Genomic DNA, 16037 nt, shown 5'->3' with positions numbered 1-16037 from the left:
CCGCGACATCCGCACCGACGAGAGAAGCCAGACCATGTCCGACACCTTCACCACCGTCGAGGCGATCCCCGAGCGCCGTGCCGGTCGACTGGGCGGCTTCCTGCCGCCCTTCGGCCGCGGCGCGGGCGCGGCCGAACAGGTCGAGCCGCACGCACCGCTCGCGGGCCTCGATGCCCGCAACGTCTCGGCCTGGTTCGGCGAGCACCTCGTGCTCGACCGGGTCTCGCTCGAGATGCCGGCGGGGGTCGTCACGGCGCTCATCGGGCCGTCGGGGTGCGGCAAGTCGACGTTCCTGCGCATCCTGAACCGGATGCACGAGCTCGTCCCGTCGGCGAGCCTCGCGGGCGAGGTCCTGCTCGAGGGCGACGACATCTACGACAGCGCGCGGCCGCTCACCGATGCGCGCAAGCACATCGGCATGGTGTTCCAGAAGCCGAACCCGTTCCCCGCGATGTCGATCTACGACAACGTGATCTCGGGTCTGAAGCTCACCGGCACCCGGGTGAGCCGGTCGACGAAGGACGAGCTGGTCGAGTCGTGCCTCACCAAGGCGGGCCTCTGGAAGGAGGTCAAGGACCGGCTCCGAGCGCCGGGCGGCGGCCTCTCCGGCGGCCAGCAGCAGCGCCTCTGCATCGCCCGCTCGCTCGCCGTGAAGCCGCGGGTGCTGCTCATGGACGAGCCCTGCTCGGCGCTCGACCCCACCTCGACCCGCGTGATCGAGGAGACGATGCTCGAGCTCGTGCACGAGGTCACGATCGTGATCGTCACGCACAACATGCAGCAGGCGCAGCGCGTCTCGCAGCAGTGCGCGTTCTTCCTCGCCGGCCAGGGGCGGCCCGGGCACATCGTCGAGCACGGCGACACCGAGGCGATGTTCGGCGACCCGATCGACCCCCGCACCGCCGACTACGTGAACGGCCGGTTCGGCTGAGCCCGCGCGAGGGCCCGGAGCCACGGCCGCGGCCCGCACGGCCGCCAGCGTCAGGCGAGCGGCCCGCCCCCGGCGGCCTCGGCCGCGGCGGCGACCACCGCGCCCGACGCGACCGCGGCGGCGACCGCCTCGATCTCGGGGGAGAGGTAGCGGTCGGGTCCTGGCGAGCCGCCGAGCTCCGCGACGAGGTCGACGACGGCGCCGGTCGCGGCGCCCGGTGCGAGGGGAGCGCGCAGGCGGATGCCCCGAGCCGCCGTCAGCACCTCGATCGCGAGCACCCGCCCGAGGCCGTCGATGGCCCGCCGCAGCTTGCGCGCGGCGGCCCAGCCCATCGACACGTGGTCCTCCTGCATGGCCGACGACGGGATGGAGTCGACGGATGCCGGGGCGGCGAGGCGCTTCAGCTCGGAGACGATCCCGGCGGCCGTGTACTGGGCGATCATGAGGCCCGAGTCGACGCCGGCCTCGTGCGCGAGGAACGGCGGCAGGCCCTGGTTGCGGGCCCGGTCGAGGAACCGGTCGGTGCGCCGCTCGCTCATCGAGGCGACGTCGGCGACCGCGATCGCGAGGAAGTCGAGCACGTACGCGACGGGCGCGCCGTGGAAGTTGCCGTTCGACTCGACGCGCCCGTCGGGCGTGACCACCGGGTTGTCGATCGCGCTCGCGAGCTCGGCCTCCGCGACCGACGCCGCGTGCGCGAGCGTGTCGCGCGCGGCGCCGTGCACCTGCGGGGCGCAGCGCAGCGAGTAGGCGTCCTGCACGCGCGTGCACTCGGGCCCCTTGTGGCTCGCGACGATCGGCGAGCCCGCGAGCAGCCGCCGCAGGTTCGCCGCGGAGACGGCCTGGCCGCGCTGCGGCCGGAGGGCGTGCAGGTCGGCGGCGAACACCGCGTCGGTGCCGAGCAGGCCTTCGACGCTCATCGCCGCGGCGACGTCGGCGGTGGCGAGCAGGTCGCGCAGGTCGTGCAGCGCGAGCGCGAGCATGCCGAGCATGCCGTCGGTGCCGTTGATGAGGGCGAGGCCCTCCTTCTCGCCGAGCCGGAGCGGCTCGATGCCGGCGGCGCGGAGCGCTTCCGCGGCATCCATGAGCTCACCGCCCCCGTCGGTCGAGCCTGTCGAGACCCGCACCTCGCCCTCTCCCATGAGCGCGAGCGCGCAGTGCGCGAGCGGCGCGAGGTCGCCCGAGCATCCGAGCGACCCGTACTCGCGCACGATCGGCGTGATGCCGGCGTTGAGCGCGGCGGCGTACGCCTCGACCGTCTCGCGCCGCACGCCGGTGCGGCCCGTCATGAGGGTCGAGAGGCGCAGCAGCATGAGCGCCCGCACGACCTCGCGCTCCACCTCCGCGCCGGAGCCGGCGGCGTGCGAGCGGATCAGGCTCGCCTGCAGCTGCGCGCGACGGTCGGCGGCGATGAACGTGGTCGCGAGCGCGCCGAACCCGGTGGAGATGCCGTAGTGCGGCTCGGGATCCTCGGCGAGCGCCTCGACGATCGCGCGGCTGCCGGCGACGGCGTCGAGCGCGTCGGGATCGAGGACGATGGATGCCCCGTGCCGGGCGACGGCGACGACGTCGTCGACGGTGAGCGGGCCGATGCCGACGGCGACGCGTTCGAGCGTGGTGGTGCGCATGCTCCGATTCCACCGCCGGGGCGGGGCCGCCGGAACCGATGGAGCGTGGCATCCGTCCGGGATCCCGGACTACCCTGCTTCTGAACGGTCGCCGCGTGGACGCATATCGTCGCTCCGGCCGGGGCGAAGCGACGATTCGCGTCCGCACCGTGGCGACGAAGCACGCGCACCGGCGAGGAGGGTCGCATGGCGACGACGGAGCCGGCCGGCGGCGCGGGGAGAAGGTGCCCGCCGCCGACCAGGTGCTGCGCATCCTCGCGCACCTCGCGTCGCAGCGCGGGCCCGCGCCCGCGGCGACGATCGCCTCGGCGCTCGGCCTGCCGCGGTCGACCACGTACCAGCTCCTCGCCGTGCTCGCCGAGCGCGGGTTCGTGGTGCACCTGCCCGAGGAGCGGCGGTACGGGCTCGGCGTCGCCGCGTTCGAGCTGTCGAGCGGGTTCAGCCGGCAGCAGCCGCTCACCCGGCTCGGGCGGCCCCTCGTCGCGGCGCTCGTCGACCGGCTCGGCGAGAGCGGGCACCTCGCGGTGCTCCACGGTCGCGACGTGCTGTACCTCGTCGAGGAGCGCGCACCGCGGCGGCCCTCGCTCGTCTCCGACGTCGGCGTGCGGCTGCCCGCCCACCTCACCGCCACCGGCCGGGCGATGCTCGCGGTGCTGCCGCCCGCGCAGCTCCGGGCGCTGTACCCCGACCGCGCCGCGTTCACGACACCCGACTGGTCGTACGGCCGCCTGAAGTCGGTGCTGGCGGGCGTGCGCGCGAGCGGCCTCGCGACCGAGGACGACGAGGTGACGGCCGGCCTCGCCTCGATCGGCGCCGTCGTGCGCGACCACCTCGGCTGGCCGGCCGCCGCCGTCGCCGTCACCTTCGGGGCGGCCGCCGACGTGGATCGCGACGCCGTCAGGGGCGCCGTCCGCGACACGGCCCGTGAGCTCAGCCGTCGCATCGGCGGCACCGACGACGACGCGTAGGACCGCGACTTCCCACAGGCGGGCGGAATCCTCCGGAACGGCACAGCGGACCCATAGGATCGACCTTCGTCCCCCTTCACCTCCCCTCCCCGAGGAGCCGTAGTGACCGCTGCCCCGCCCACGTCGGGCCTGCCCACGCCGCCGCCCGGACCGGCGCCCCAGGCGCCCGTCCCGCCCCGTCGTCCCGGCTACGGCCTCGCCCTGACCGTCGCCATCGTCGTCAGCGCCCTGCCGCTGCTCGTCGTGCCGATCGTCGGCCTCGTCACGGCCGTCTCGCTGGCGGCGGTGCCGGCCGCGATCGCCGGCGACCTCGAGAGCTACGAGGAAGACCCGCTCGGCGACCTCGACGGCGAGTTCGCCGACGACGACTACCTGCCGGAAGCCATGCTCGAGCTCCCGTTCGACGTCGAGGTCGACCCGGCCGCCTACGCGGCGGTCACCGACGTCTTCGTCGCCGACGCGGCCTGGACCGCCTCCGACGCGGGCATCGTCTCGTACACCGCATGGGAGAACTCCGCCACGGGCTGCATCGTGTCGTACCTGAACGGCTCCCTCGACCCCGCCGTCGACGTCAGCCAGGGCGACGAGCGCGCCAGCCACAGCCTCATCGAGTGGGCCCTCGAGACCGAGGTCGACCCCGAGGCCCACACGACCACCATCGCCACCTCCGACGGGTACGGGGGTACCGGCACCGGCACCGCCGACGCCGTGGTCGAGTACTTCGAGACGGATGCCACGCACATCGCCGTCCTGTCCCGGGCGTTCGCCGTGGCCGGCGAGGGCGTCATCATCTCGGTCGAGTGCCCGACGTCGGAGGCGGTCGACGCCGCCGTCGCGACCGACCTCCCCGCCCACCTCACCCTCTCCCTGATCTGACGGAGGTCCGCAGATGACCGACTCCACCGCGGCCGCCATCGGCCTCCTCTATGTCCTCTGGATCGGCCTGTTCGGGCTGATCGGCGTCGCGACGTACGTCGCGACCGGCTTCCTCCTCTCGAAGGTCTTCGTCGTGACCGGCCGTCCGGGCTGGCCCGCGTGGGTCCCGATCCTGAACTCCTGGCGCCTGCTCGAGCTCGGCGGCCAGCAGGGCTGGCTCGCCCTCCTCGCCTTCGTGCCCGGCGCCAACATCGTGGCCGTCGTCTTCCTGATCGTCGCGGCGCATCGCATCGGCCAGGGCTTCGGCAAGGGCGGCGGCTTCACCGCGCTGTACGTCTTCCTCCCGCTGGTCTGGATGGCCCTCATCGGCTTCGGCGGGGCACCGTGGCGCGAGCCGGCGCCGGCGGGCTGGGTGCCGCAGCAGCCGCTGCCGAACGCAGGCCTCCCGGCGCCGGTGTCGGGGTACCCGGCCCCGGCCGCGGGCTTCCCGGCGCAGGCGCCCGGCTACCCGGCCCAAGCCGAGGGCTTCCCGGCGCAGGCGCCCGGTTACCCGGCCCCGGCCGCAGGCCTCCCGGCGCCGGCCACGGCGTTCCCGGGCCAGCCGGCGTCGGCGTACCCGGTCCAGTCCGCGCCGCCGGTCGCCCCCGTCTACGCTCCGGCCCCCGCAGCGCCGGCGCCGGTCGAGCAGGCCGTGCCGCCGGTGCCGCTCGCTCCGGGGTTCGCCCCGGCCCAGCCGCCCGTCGCGGCCCCGGCCCAGCCGCCTGTCGCGGCCCCGGCGCCGCCCGCCGCACCGCAGGGGTGGGCGCCGCCCGCCCCGCCGCAGGCACCCTGACCCGAGCGCACCTTCGCGAGCGGCCGCCCTCCGGCGGCCGCTCGCGCCGTTCCGGGCGTCGGGCGACCTCGGTACACTGGCCGAAACCACATGATCTTGGGGGTACGAAGTCATGTCCAGGTTGACCCTTCCCATCGCCGCGCTCGCCGTCACGAGCGGACTCCTGCTCGTCGGCTGCAGTTCGCCGGGCTCGAGTCCCGAGTCGACGGAGGCCTCCGGGTGCGAGACCGTCCGCGTGTCCGTGCGCGACATCTCGAACGGCGCCCAGAACGCGATCGCGACCATCACCGATCCCGACGAGCTCACGAGCTACCTCGAGGGCCTGTCGGAGCGCGTGACCGAGCTCGAGGCCGACGCGCAGAACGACGACGTGGCCCAGGCGCTCACCGACCTCGACGCCCGGATCCAGGACGGCATCGCGTACGCCGAGACGCTGCCGACGCCGGATCCGAACAGCGAGGAGGCGCCCGAGACCGACGGCGACGCGATCGCCGAGGCGCAGCAGGGCATCCAGGCCGCCGCGGTGTCCGTCACGCAGGTCTGCACGGAGTAGCCGGAGCCGCGCGCCGGCTCAGGAGGCGCGCTTCTTGCGCGCCGGGGGCTTCTTCTCGGCGTCGTCGGCGGTGTCGGCCTTCGAGCGGGACGCCTTCGACGACCCGCTCGCCTTCGCCGTCGACGCCGCGCCCGACGCCGCCGCCTTCGGCGTGCGCTTCGACGACGCCTTCGCCTTCGCGGGGGCCTTCGCCTCGCCCGAGGCATCCGCGTCGCCCGAGTCATCCGCCCGCGCCGCCCGCGCCGCCCGCGCCGCGCCCGCCGCGCCCGCCGCGCCCGCCGTGCCGGCCGTGCCGCGCTTCGCCGCGATGGACTGCCGCAGCGCCTCCATCAGGTCGATGACCTCGGCGCCGCCCTCCTCGGGCTGCTCGCCGAACGTGGCCGCCGTGTCGAGCGCGTCACCCTGTTCGAGCTTCGCCGTGATGAGCGTGCGCAGCTCCTGCTGGTACTCGTCGACGTACTGTTCGGGCTCGAAGTCGGCGACGAGGCTCTCGACGAGCTGCTTCGAGAGGTCGAGCTCCTTCTGGCTGATCTTCACGTCGGCATCGAGCGACGGGAACTCCGCGGCCCGCACCTCGTCCGACCAGAGGAGCATCTGCACGACGAGCACGTCGTCGCGCACGCGCAGGGCCGCGAGCCGGGTCTTCTGCCGCAGCGCCATCTGCACGATGGCGGTCTTGTCGGTCGACTGCAGCGTCTCGCGGAGCAGCACGTACGCCTTCGACGACGCCGAGTCGGGTTCGAGGTAGTAGCTCTTCTCGAACATGATCGGGTCGATCTGCTCGTTCGGCACGAACTCGACGACCTCGATCTCGCGGCTGCGCTCGGCGGGCAGCGCCTTCAGGTCGTCGTCGGTGATGACGACGGTGCGTTCGCCGTCGTCGTACGCCTTGTCGATGTCCTGGTACGGCACGACCTCGCCGTCGATCTCGCACACCCGCTGGTACCTGATGCGGCCCCCGTCGGCGGCGTGCACCTGGTGCAGGGACACGTCGTGGGTCTCGGTGGCGCTGTACAGCTTGACGGGCACGTTGACGAGGCCGAACGTGACCGCCCCCTTCCAGACGGCTCGCATGCCCCCAGTACACACCCCGCGCCGCGTCGCGGGAACCCCTTGCAACCCGGTGGTTCCCCGCGCATCGGCTGGCAGGATGGGCCCATGGGGGAGGAGCGACGGCTCGTCGAGGTCGATGGCCGCACCCTGCGGCTGACGAACCTCGACAAGGTCATGTACCCGGAGACGGGCCTCACGAAGGGCGAGGTGGTCGCCTACTACGCCGAGGTCGCGCCGGTCATGGTGCCGCTGGTGGCCGGTCGGCCGGTGACGCGCAAGCGCTGGGTGCACGGCGTGGGCACGGCGGACGCCCCGGGCCAGGTGTTCTTCGAGAAGAACCTGGCCGAGCACGCGCCCGACTGGCTGCGCCGCGGCGAGATCGTGCATTCGGACGGCCCGAAGGCGTATCCGGTCGTGGATTCGCGGGCGGCGCTGGTGTGGCTGGCGCAGCAGGCGTCGCTCGAGGTGCACGTGCCGCAGTGGCGGTTCCGGCCCGACGGTTCGCGCGGCGATCCCGACCGCATGGTGTTCGACCTCGATCCGGGTGAGGGCATGGGCCTGGCCGAGTGCGCGGAGGTGGCCCGGCTGGTGCGGGCGCTGCTCGAGGGCATGGGCCTGGCGGCCTTCCCGGTGACGAGCGGAAGCAAGGGCCTGCACCTGTACGCGCCGCTCGACGGGTCGCAGACGTCGGAGCAGGCGTCGGCCGTCGCGCACGAGCTCGCGAAGGCGCTCGAGGCCGACCATCCCGACCTGATCGTGTCGAGCATGAGGAAGTCGCTCCGGGCCGGCCGGGTGCTGATCGACTGGAGCCAGAACAACGCGGCGAAGACGACGATCGCGCCCTACTCGCTGCGCGGGCGCCTCCGGCCGACGGTCGCCGCCCCGCGCACGTGGGAGGAGCTCGACGATCCGGGCCTGCGGCACCTGGAGTGGCAGGAGGTGCTCGCGCGCGCGGCCGAAGGGCTCGATCCGACGGCCGGCCTCGCGACCGCGGGGGCCGGGGCCGGCGCAGGCCCGCTCGGCGCCTACCTGTCGATGCGCTCGGCGGGGGCGACCCCCGAGCCGATGCCCGCATCGCCCTGGGGGGCGCCCGCACCCGACGGCGACCCCCGGTTCGTCATCCAGGAGCACCACGCCCGCCGGCTGCACCACGACCTGCGGCTGGAGCGCGACGGGGTGCTGCGGAGCTGGGCGGTGCCGAAGGGCGTGCCCGACTCGGCCGGCACGAACCACCTGGCCGTGCAGACCGAGGACCACCCGATGGAGTACCTCGTCTTCGAGGGAACCATCCCGTCGGGCCAGTACGGCGCGGGCAGCATGACCGTCTGGGACACGGGCACCTACGCGGCCGAGAAGTGGCGCGACGACGAGGTGATCTTCACGCTCACCGGCCGGCCGGGTGGGCCGCTCGGGCGGGTGCGCCTGGCGCTCATCCGCACCGAGGGCGAGGGGGAGAAGTCGAGCTGGCTGCTGCATCGCATGAAGGAGCAGCGAGCGGATGCCTCGCCTCAGCCGGTTACGCCGACCGCGTCACCCCACGCACTGAGTTCTTCGACACCGGCCCTGCGGGTTGCGACGAAGGAATCGTCCACCGGGGCAGCGTCGACCGAGGTCGGCCCGATCGACGAACGCCCGATGCTCGCCACGCCGGGCGACGTGGGACGGCTCCCGGGCGACGACTGGGCCCTCGAGTGGAAGTGGGACGGCGTGCGCATCCTCGCCCGCACCGAGGGCGACGCGGCCCGCCTCGGCAGCCGCAACGGGCGCGACGAGACCGCCCGCTATCCCGAGTTCGCGCGGCTCGGGGCGGCGCTCCGCGCCGATGCCCTCGTCGACGGCGAGATCGTCGCGCTCGACGAGGAGGGGCGACCCAGCTTCGGCCTGCTCCAGCGCCGCATGAACGTGGCCGACCCGCGCGAGATCGCGGCGCTCGTGGCATCCGTGCCGGTGCGCCTGCTGCTGTTCGACGTGCTCGAGGTGGCCGGCACGTCGACCGTCGACGAGCCGTACGCGCAGCGGCGGGCCCGGCTCGAACGGCTCGTCCGCCCGGGATCGGGCGTGCCGGTCGAGGTGCCCGCGCTCGCCGACGGCGACGCGGCCGACGCGCTCGCCGAGGCCGAGGCGCTCGGCCTCGAGGGGCTCGTCGCGAAGCGGCGGGCGTCGCGCTACCGTCCGGGCGTGCGCAGCGACGACTGGCGCAAGCTCAAGGTGACGCGCACGCAGGAGGTCGTGATCGGCGGGTACCGCAGGGGCACGGGCACTCGCACGGGGCGCATCCGCTCGCTGCTGGTCGGGCTGCCGCGCGACGACGGCCGCCTCGACTACGCGGGTCGGGTGGGCAGTGGGCTGGGCGAGCGGACCCTCGACGCCCTGCTCGCCGCGCTCCGCCCGCTCGAGGTCGACACGTCGCCGTTCGCCGCCGTCCCGGCGCCCGACGCCGTCGACGCCCAGTGGGTGGAACCGCTGGTCGTGGCCGAGATCGAGTTCGGCGAATGGACGGGGACCGGGGTGGCGAGGCATCCCCGCTGGCGCGGACTCCGACCCGACCGCGAACCGGGGGAGATCCTCCGCGAACCGTGACCTCCGGTCGGCGACCGTCGCCGGACGTCGCCGGACGCCGCCGGACGCCGCCGGCCGCGGCAGCCGTCCCGTCAGCTCGCCGCGTCCTCCTCCGCATCATCGACGGCGAGCAGCTCCAGCAGGGCACGCTCGGGCGCGCCGCGACGCGACAGCGTGCGCCCGGCCTCGAACGCGCGCACGACCCGCGGGTCGACGTAGCTCGCCTTCGCGATCGCCGGGGTGTTCCCGAGCGCGTCGGCGGCGGCCACGATCGCGTCGCGCACCGCGGCGGCCCGCGCCCGTGCGGTCGGGGCCGAGGCGCCGACCTCGGCGAGCGCGTCCGCCGCGACGATCGTGCCGCGCAGGGTGCGGAAGTCCTTGGCCGTGAAGTCGCCGCCGGTCCGCGTACGGATGTCCTCGTTCACGTCGGTCGCGAGCACCGACCGCATGCGCCGCAGGTCCCGCCACGCGTAGAGCCGCGCGGCCGCCGAACGGGCCGCGTTCTCCGTGACGAACGCGGCGAGCGGGGCGTCGGCGACGGTGATCCGCTGCGCGATGCCGCCCTTCGCCCGGAAGCGCAGCTCGATCGCGTTGCCCGACACGATCGCGTTGCGCACCAGCAGGGTGGTGAGCCCGCGCGTGCGCGCCTGGGTGAGCGCCTCCTCCGAGCCGATCCGGATGGCCGCGAGATCGAGCGTGCGGAACGCCGCCGCGAGCACGCGCTCGCGCGACAGCTCGTCGGTCGAGAGGTCGCGCCGGACCGTGCGCCGGGCCTCGGGGAGGGCGAGCGCGAGGCGGGTCATCCGCTCGAACTTCTCCTCGTCCTGACGCTCCCGCCAGGCCGGGTGGTAGAGGTACTGGTGGCGCCCGGCGGCGTCGACGCCGACCGCGAGCAGGTGGGCGTTCGCGGCGTCCGAGATCCAGACGTCGGTCCAGGCGGGCGGCACGGCCAGGTCGGCGATGCGTCCCCGCTCGGCGGCGCCGGCCGACCCGCCGTCGCTGTGCACGTAGGCGAAGCCGGATCCGCGCCGGACGCGCCGGTACCCGGGCGAGACGTAGGGTTCGACCCGACGCAGGCGCGGCACGGCGGCGGACCCGTCAGTGGTTCCGGAGCGCGGAGATCGACTCCGACTTCCGCTTGCGGCTGGTGCCGGGCATCTCCGGCCTCCTCTCTCGTATCGCTCGGTTGCCCTGTGCAGGATGCCGCGGGGCGGGCGGATGCCTCGATCGGGCGTCCGCCCTCAGAGCCCGCGTCCGCCGGTGACCGGCAGGATCGCGCCCGAGACGTACGACGCCTCGTCCGATGCGAGGTACACGTAGGCGCCCGCGAGCTCGGCCGGCTGGCCGGCCCGTCCGAGCGGGGTGTCCTGCCCGAATCCGGGCAGGTGGTCGGGCCACCCGGTCGCCGGGATGAGCGGCGTCCAGATGGGACCCGGGGCGACCGCGTTGACGCGGATGCCCTTGGGGCCGAGTTCCTCGGCCAGCGCCTTCGTGAACGCCACGAGCGCCGCCTTGGTCATCGCGTAGTCGACGAGCCGGCTCGACGGGTCGAACCCCTGGATCGACGTCGTCGTGATGATGCCGGAGCCCGGTCGCATCCTCGGCACCGCCGCACGGGCGAGGAACACGGGCGCGAAGAGGTTCACCCGCATGACCTCCTCGAAGTCGCTCGTGGGCAGCTCGCCGATGCCGCCGCGGTTGCGCTGGTGCGCCGCGTTCAGCACGAGCAAGTCGAGCCCGCCGAACGTGGAGCGGGTGCGGTTCACGAGGTCGTCGCAGAACGACTCGTCGCGCAGGTCGCCGGGCGCGAGGAGGGGCATCCGCCCGGCGTCCTCGATCCAGCGCGCCGTCTCCTCCGCGTCGCCGGCCTCCTCGGGGAGGTACGAGATCGCCACGTCCGCGCCCTCGCGGGCGAACGCGATCGCCACCGCGCGGCCGATGCCGGAGTCGCCGCCGGTGATGAGCGCCTTCCGCCCCACGAGGCGACGCGCACCCCGGTAGCTCTGCTCGCCGTGGTCCGGGAGCGGATGCATCTCCGAGGTGAGGCCCGGCGGCCGCTGCTCCTGGCGTGGGAACGGGTCGGTCGTGTGCTTCGTGGTGGGATCGACGAGATGGTCGTCGTGCATCGGCGTCTCCTTTCCACCGCTTCGACCGTAGGCAGCGTGCCGGACGGCCCTCTACGGGTTGACACGGGACCGGGGAGGTGCGACGAGCCACCCCTCGGATCTGCCGCGCGTCCCGCGGCTACCACCGTGCGGAAGGCGCCGTCAAGCCCTCTCTGCCGTGCGCCCGCCGGGCGTAGCGTCGATCCCGAGGACGCCGAACAACGCGCCCTCCGCCCGGCTCGAACGGCCGGCCCGCCTCGTCGAGAACCATCGCCGTGCGCCGGGACACCCGAAGGAGAATGCCATGAACATCCTCGTCGCCATCATCGCCATCGCCGCAGTGGTCCTGCTCATCACGGGCGGCCTGGCACCGACCCTGAACTTCCTGATCTGGGTCGGCATCGCGCTCGCGGTCATCGCCGTGATCGTCTTCCTGGTCCGCTACATCGGCGGCGGGAAGCGAGCGGTCTGACGGCGGGCCGACGGCTTCGGCCGTCGCCTCCGAATGCAGCGGACGGGCGCCCACCGGGCGCCCGTTCGGCGTATCCTCGGACCGTGGGGACGCTGTTCTACGGCGATTCCGGAACGCCGATCGGGATCGAGGACCGTGCGCTCGCGCACCTCAAGGTGGCGATCGTCACGAAGCTGCGCCGCGGCGAGTCCTTCACGCTCTCGTGGACGCACGACGACGACCAGCCGCGCGGTCGCACGACGATCTGGATCCACCAGTCGATCCCGCTGCGGTTCGTGTTCGACGAGCCGGAGCGGCCCGAGCTCAGCGTCCGGTGGATCGAGGAGCTCATGCGCTCGGCGAACTCGACGGGCGGCATCCAGCTCGTCCCCGAGCACCTCGACAACGCGCCCGCCGAGGTGACGACGCAACCGGTCGGCGATGGTGAGCCGGTGGTCGTCGGGGTCGACGCGTCGGCGTGAGGCCCGGCCCGGCGGGGCCGGGCGGAGCGGGAAGGAGGGGATCCGATGCCAGGACATGGACCAGAGGGGGTCGTCGCGATCGAGCACTGGTGGCCGCACCTGTCGATCGACGCGCGGCACCGCGTGTGGGCGGCGCTCGAGGGCGACGGCGAGCTCGATGCGACGGTCGTCGCGGAGATCACCGAGGTGATCGGGGCGGATGCCTCGGCCGCGGTGCCGGGGCGGCTCTCGGCCGCCGACCGCGCCTTCATCATCACGCAGGGCGAGGTCGTCGACTGACGGTCGCGGGCGACCGAGCCGCGGACCGGCTCAGTCGCCCTCGAACTCCTCGTGCTCGGGAGGCTCGGGCACGTAGTGCAGGCCCGTCGTGCTGTTGGCCGACAGCAGCAACTGCTCGATCCACAGGCGGTTGAGCTTCGGCGGGCGATTGCCGCTGAACACGAACTGCAGCGGGATGGACTCGTGCAGCCAGATCGTCGTTCGGCCGCTGCCGTTCTCGACGCCGTGCTCCCAGGTCATCGCGAAGCTCTCGGAACGGCGCAGCTTGTTCAGGATGGCGACGCGGAGGTGGGCGAGGGTGCGGTCGTCGATCTCGATCTCACGTGAGGAGGAGTTGTAGATCAGCCTGCCCATGTCAGCAGGGTAGTCGCGTCGGGTCCCCGCGCCGAGGGCGGTACCGGTTGTCGTGTTCTTGCAGGCTGCCGCGTACGATTGCGCCCATGTCGAGACGGCTTGCGGATGTCGCACGGAAGGTCGGAGTCAGCGAGGCCACGGTGAGCCGCGTGCTGAACGGGAAGCCCGGGGTCTCGGCCTCCACGCGCGCGGCGGTGCTCACCGCGCTCGACGTGCTGGGGTACGAGCGGCCGACGAAGCTGCGCGGCGAGCGCGCCCGGCTCGTCGGACTCGTGATGCCCGAGCTGCAGAACCCGATCTTCCCCGCGCTCGCCGAAGCGCTCGGCGGCGGGCTCGCCCAGAACGGGTACACCCCGGTGCTCTGCATCCAGAGCGCGGGCGGCATCTCGGAGTCGGACTACGTGGAGCTGCTCCTGCACCAGCAGGTGTCGGGCGTGATCTTCGCGGGCGGCGCGTACGCGCAGGCGGATGCCTCGCACGAGCACTACGACCGCCTCACCGAGCTGAACCTGCCGACCGTGCTGGTCAACGCCCCGATCGACGGCCTCGGATTCGCCACGGTGTCGTGCGACGACGCCCTCTCGGTGGAGCAGTCGTTCGGCCACCTCGTGCAGCTCGGGCACCGGCGCATCGGCCTGCTGCTCGGCCCGAGCGACCACGTGCCGTCGCGTCGCAAGCTCGCCGCCGCCGCGGCCGTCGCCGAGCGCCACGGGCTCGAGTTCGGCGACGGCCAGGTCGTGCACTCGCTGTACTCGCTCGAGTCGGGCCAGACCGCGGCGACGCGGCTGCTCGCCGCCGGCGTGACCGCGATCGTGTGCGCGAGCGACCTGATGGCCCTCGGCGCGGTGCGCGCGGTCCGCCGCGCCGGCCTGCGGGTGCCCGAGGACATCTCGGTGATCGGGTACGACGACTCGGCGCTGATGAACTGCACCGAGCCGCCGCTCACGACGGTGCGCCAGCCGATCGAGGCGATGGGGCGCATGGTGATCGAGCTGCTGATGCGGCAGGTCTCGAGCGACCTGCGCATCGGCGACGAGGTGCTCTTCGCGCCCGAGCTCGTCGTGCGCGGGTCGACCGGCCCGGCGCCGGTGTCGCGCCCCCACGCACAGCTTGCGTGAATCTTGCAAACGACATACGCAAGTTCACGCAAGTCGTCGTAACCTGATGTCGATTTGTTGAATAGTTGCATCATTCTGTTGCTCTGATTACGTTCCCCACCAGACGCCGTCGTCAGTCGGACGCGGCGCGCGGACGAGGAGCGACAGAGCGTGACGATGCCACTGACGGATGCGGCGCCGAAGGTCCCGACGGAGGACCCGCTCTGGTGGCGCAGCGCCGTCATCTACCAGGTGTACGTGCGCAGCTTCGCCGACTCCGACGGCGACGGCACGGGCGACCTGCGCGGCGTCCGCAGCCGGCTCGGCTACCTCAAGGAGCTCGGCGTCGACGCGCTCTGGTTCAACCCCTGGTACCCGAGCCCCCTCGCCGACGGCGGCTACGACGTCGCCGACTACCGTGACATCCACCCCGCGTTCGGCACCCTCGAGGACGCCGAGCAGCTGATCGCCGAGGCGCTCGCGCTCGGCATCCGCACGATCATCGACGTCGTCCCGAACCACGTCAGCTCGGAGCATCCGTGGTTCCAGGCGGCGCTCGCCGCCGGCCCCGGCAGCCCCGAGCGCGAGCGCTTCTGGTTCCACCCCGGCAAGGGCGAGCACGGCGACGAGATGCCCACCGGCTGGGTCTCGAACTTCCAGGGCGACACGTGGGCCCGCACCACGAACCCCGACGGCACGCCGGGGGAGTGGTACCTGCACCTCTTCACCCCCGAGCAGCCCGACCTGAACTGGAACCACCCCGACGTGCGCGCCGAGCACGAGGACATCCTGCGGTTCTGGTTCGACCGCGGCGTCGCCGGGGTCCGCATCGACTCCGCGGGCCTCCTCATCAAGGACCCGACGCTGCCCGAGGTGCCCGAGGTGGTCGCCGCCGGCCAGCACCCCACCGAGGACCGCGACGAGGTGCACGACGTGTACCGCTCGTGGCGCCGCATCGCCGACGAGTACGACGGCACGCGGGTCCTCGTCGGCGAGGTGTGGGTGCCCGACGCGGCGCGCTTCGCCGCGTACCTGCGCCCCGACGAGATGCACACCGCGTTCAACTTCGACTTCATGACCCGGCCGTGGGATGCCTCGGAGCTGCGCGCCTCGATCGACCTCATGCTCGCCGCCCACGCGCCCGTCGGGGCGCCCAGCACCTGGGTGCTCTCGAACCACGACGTCACCCGCCCGGTCACCCGGTACGGCCGCGCCGACGACACCGGCTTCGCGTTCGCCCGCAAGCGATTCGGCACGCCCACCGACCTCGCGCTCGGCACCCGCCGCGCCCGTGCCGCCGCCCTGCTCACCGCGGCGCTGCCCGGCTCGCTGTACCTCTACCAGGGCGACGAGCTCGGACTGCCCGAGGTCGAGCTGCCGCGCGAGGTGCTCGAGGACCCGATGCACTTCCGCTCCGGCGGCGTCGACCCCGGCCGAGACGGCTGCCGTGTGCCGCTGCCCTGGCGTGGCACGGCGGCACCCTACGGGTTCAGCCCGGACGGGGCGGGTCGCGACGGCGGCCCCGTCGCCCCGTGGCTGCCGCAACCCGCCGCCTGGGCGGCGCTCAGCGTGCAGGCGCAAGAGGCCGACCCGGCCTCGATGCTCTGGCTCTACCGTCAGGCGCTGCGCATCCGCAAGCGCGAGGCCGCGCTCGGCGACGGCGCCCTCGAGTGGCTCGACACCGCGGGCGACGTGCTCGCGTTCCGCCGCGGCTCCGGCCTCGACGAGGTCGTCTGCGTCGTCAACCTCGGCACCGAGCCCGCCGACCTGCCCGACCACCACCACATCGTCCTCGCGAGCGCCCCCCTCGAGGGCGGGCGCCTCCCCACCGACTCGGCGGCATGGCTCCGTACCCGGAGCTGATCGCCG

General features: G+C 73.6%; 16 protein-coding genes. 11 read left to right on the top strand and 5 right to left on the bottom strand.

The genetic code is table 11. From position 1 onward, the window contains the following. Positions 1-34 precede the first annotated feature (34 nt). Positions 35-931 carry a phosphate ABC transporter ATP-binding protein gene (locus tag ACGGZK_RS02045; protein ID WP_395244603.1) on the top strand — a complete coding sequence of 299 codons (897 nt, stop codon included), beginning with the start codon at positions 35-37 and terminating at the stop codon, positions 929-931. Between the two features lie 50 nt (positions 932-981). Here ACGGZK_RS02045 and hutH read toward each other — a convergent pair whose 3' ends face one another. After that, positions 982-2559: a histidine ammonia-lyase gene (gene hutH, locus ACGGZK_RS02040; RefSeq protein ID WP_395244602.1), complete on the bottom strand. Its 1578-nt coding sequence runs from the start codon at positions 2557-2559 to the stop codon at positions 982-984. Between the two features lie 224 nt (positions 2560-2783). Between hutH and ACGGZK_RS02035 the strand changes: the two genes are divergently transcribed. The 4 genes from ACGGZK_RS02035 to ACGGZK_RS02020 all read left to right on the top strand — a co-directional run bounded on the left by ACGGZK_RS02035 (position 2784) and on the right by ACGGZK_RS02020 (position 5788). Continuing rightward, entirely contained in the window at positions 2784-3527 is a 744-nt protein-coding gene (locus ACGGZK_RS02035) for an IclR family transcriptional regulator (protein ID WP_395246025.1), read from the top strand. 102 nt (positions 3528-3629) lie between these two features. Next, the gene (locus ACGGZK_RS02030) at positions 3630-4403 is read left to right on the top strand and encodes a hypothetical protein (RefSeq protein WP_395244601.1); all 774 of its coding nucleotides are present in this window, start codon (positions 3630-3632) and stop codon (positions 4401-4403) included. Positions 4404-4416: 13 nt separating this feature from the next. Then, the gene (locus tag ACGGZK_RS02025; protein ID WP_395244600.1) at positions 4417-5235 is read left to right on the top strand and encodes a DUF5684 domain-containing protein; all 819 of its coding nucleotides are present in this window, start codon (positions 4417-4419) and stop codon (positions 5233-5235) included. A gap of 112 nt (positions 5236-5347) precedes the next feature. Then, on the top strand, positions 5348-5788 hold the full coding sequence (locus tag ACGGZK_RS02020) for a hypothetical protein (protein WP_395244599.1): 441 nt from the start codon (positions 5348-5350) through the stop codon (positions 5786-5788). Between the two features lie 18 nt (positions 5789-5806). Here ACGGZK_RS02020 and ACGGZK_RS02015 read toward each other — a convergent pair whose 3' ends face one another. Further along, on the bottom strand, positions 5807-6862 hold the full coding sequence (locus ACGGZK_RS02015) for a Ku protein (RefSeq protein ID WP_395244598.1): 1056 nt from the start codon (positions 6860-6862) through the stop codon (positions 5807-5809). 84 nt (positions 6863-6946) lie between these two features. On the opposite strand from ACGGZK_RS02015, the gene ACGGZK_RS02010 reads away from it, so the two are divergent. Continuing rightward, positions 6947-9421 carry an ATP-dependent DNA ligase gene (locus ACGGZK_RS02010; protein ID WP_395244597.1) on the top strand — a complete coding sequence of 825 codons (2475 nt, stop codon included), beginning with the start codon at positions 6947-6949 and terminating at the stop codon, positions 9419-9421. Between the two features lie 71 nt (positions 9422-9492). Here the strand turns inward: ACGGZK_RS02010 and ACGGZK_RS02005 are convergent, their stop codons facing one another. Both ACGGZK_RS02005 and ACGGZK_RS02000 read right to left on the bottom strand, forming a co-directional pair. Next, complete coding sequence (locus ACGGZK_RS02005; protein ID WP_395244596.1) at positions 9493-10485, bottom strand: DNA topoisomerase IB; 993 nt, start codon at positions 10483-10485, stop codon at positions 9493-9495. A gap of 156 nt (positions 10486-10641) precedes the next feature. Continuing rightward, entirely contained in the window at positions 10642-11526 is an 885-nt protein-coding gene (locus tag ACGGZK_RS02000; RefSeq protein ID WP_395244595.1) for an SDR family oxidoreductase, read from the bottom strand. Positions 11527-11809: 283 nt separating this feature from the next. On the opposite strand from ACGGZK_RS02000, the gene ACGGZK_RS01995 reads away from it, so the two are divergent. The 3 genes from ACGGZK_RS01995 (at position 11810) to ACGGZK_RS01985 (ending at position 12717) form a co-directional block, all read left to right on the top strand. Then, positions 11810-11977, top strand: a complete 168-nt coding sequence (locus ACGGZK_RS01995; protein ID WP_395244594.1) for a hypothetical protein — start codon at positions 11810-11812, stop codon at positions 11975-11977. A gap of 83 nt (positions 11978-12060) precedes the next feature. Next, complete coding sequence (locus ACGGZK_RS01990) at positions 12061-12438, top strand: hypothetical protein (RefSeq protein WP_395244593.1); 378 nt, start codon at positions 12061-12063, stop codon at positions 12436-12438. Between the two features lie 45 nt (positions 12439-12483). Next, positions 12484-12717, top strand: coding sequence for a hypothetical protein (locus ACGGZK_RS01985; RefSeq protein ID WP_395244592.1), 234 nt, complete (start codon positions 12484-12486; stop codon positions 12715-12717). A 30-nt stretch (positions 12718-12747) separates the two neighbouring features. Here ACGGZK_RS01985 and ACGGZK_RS01980 read toward each other — a convergent pair whose 3' ends face one another. Further along, positions 12748-13071, bottom strand: a complete 324-nt coding sequence (locus tag ACGGZK_RS01980; RefSeq protein ID WP_395244591.1) for an ATP-dependent DNA ligase — start codon at positions 13069-13071, stop codon at positions 12748-12750. An 86-nt stretch (positions 13072-13157) separates the two neighbouring features. On the opposite strand from ACGGZK_RS01980, the gene ACGGZK_RS01975 reads away from it, so the two are divergent. Beyond that, positions 13158-14189 (top strand): LacI family DNA-binding transcriptional regulator, encoded by a 1032-nt coding sequence (locus ACGGZK_RS01975; protein ID WP_395244590.1) that lies wholly within the window; start codon positions 13158-13160, stop codon positions 14187-14189. A 156-nt stretch (positions 14190-14345) separates the two neighbouring features. Beyond that, positions 14346-16031, top strand: a complete 1686-nt coding sequence (locus tag ACGGZK_RS01970; protein WP_395246024.1) for a glycoside hydrolase family 13 protein — start codon at positions 14346-14348, stop codon at positions 16029-16031. Positions 16032-16037 lie beyond the last annotated feature (6 nt).

Origin of the sequence: Agromyces sp. MMS24-K17 (assembly GCF_043950245.1) — a bacterium.
Lineage (GTDB): Bacteria > Actinomycetota > Actinomycetes > Actinomycetales > Microbacteriaceae > Agromyces.
Note: the sequence above shows the minus strand (reverse complement) of the source record. Positions and strands in the feature narration are given on the sequence as shown.

Coding starts and splice junctions, on each gene's coding strand:
- ACGGZK_RS02025 (WP_395244600.1), top strand. CDS start 4,417: ATGACCGACTCCACCGCGGCCGCCATCGGCCTCCTCTATGTCCTCTGG.
- ACGGZK_RS01980 (WP_395244591.1), bottom strand. CDS start 13,071: ATGGGCAGGCTGATCTACAACTCCTCCTCACGTGAGATCGAGATCGAC.
- ACGGZK_RS02010 (WP_395244597.1), top strand. CDS start 6,947: ATGGGGGAGGAGCGACGGCTCGTCGAGGTCGATGGCCGCACCCTGCGG.
- ACGGZK_RS01995 (WP_395244594.1), top strand. CDS start 11,810: ATGAACATCCTCGTCGCCATCATCGCCATCGCCGCAGTGGTCCTGCTC.
- ACGGZK_RS01985 (WP_395244592.1), top strand. CDS start 12,484: ATGCCAGGACATGGACCAGAGGGGGTCGTCGCGATCGAGCACTGGTGG.
- ACGGZK_RS01975 (WP_395244590.1), top strand. CDS start 13,158: ATGTCGAGACGGCTTGCGGATGTCGCACGGAAGGTCGGAGTCAGCGAG.
- hutH (WP_395244602.1), bottom strand. CDS start 2,559: ATGCGCACCACCACGCTCGAACGCGTCGCCGTCGGCATCGGCCCGCTC.
- ACGGZK_RS02015 (WP_395244598.1), bottom strand. CDS start 6,862: ATGCGAGCCGTCTGGAAGGGGGCGGTCACGTTCGGCCTCGTCAACGTG.
- ACGGZK_RS01970 (WP_395246024.1), top strand. CDS start 14,346: ATGCCACTGACGGATGCGGCGCCGAAGGTCCCGACGGAGGACCCGCTC.
- ACGGZK_RS02000 (WP_395244595.1), bottom strand. CDS start 11,526: ATGCACGACGACCATCTCGTCGATCCCACCACGAAGCACACGACCGAC.
- ACGGZK_RS02045 (WP_395244603.1), top strand. CDS start 35: ATGTCCGACACCTTCACCACCGTCGAGGCGATCCCCGAGCGCCGTGCC.
- ACGGZK_RS02020 (WP_395244599.1), top strand. CDS start 5,348: ATGTCCAGGTTGACCCTTCCCATCGCCGCGCTCGCCGTCACGAGCGGA.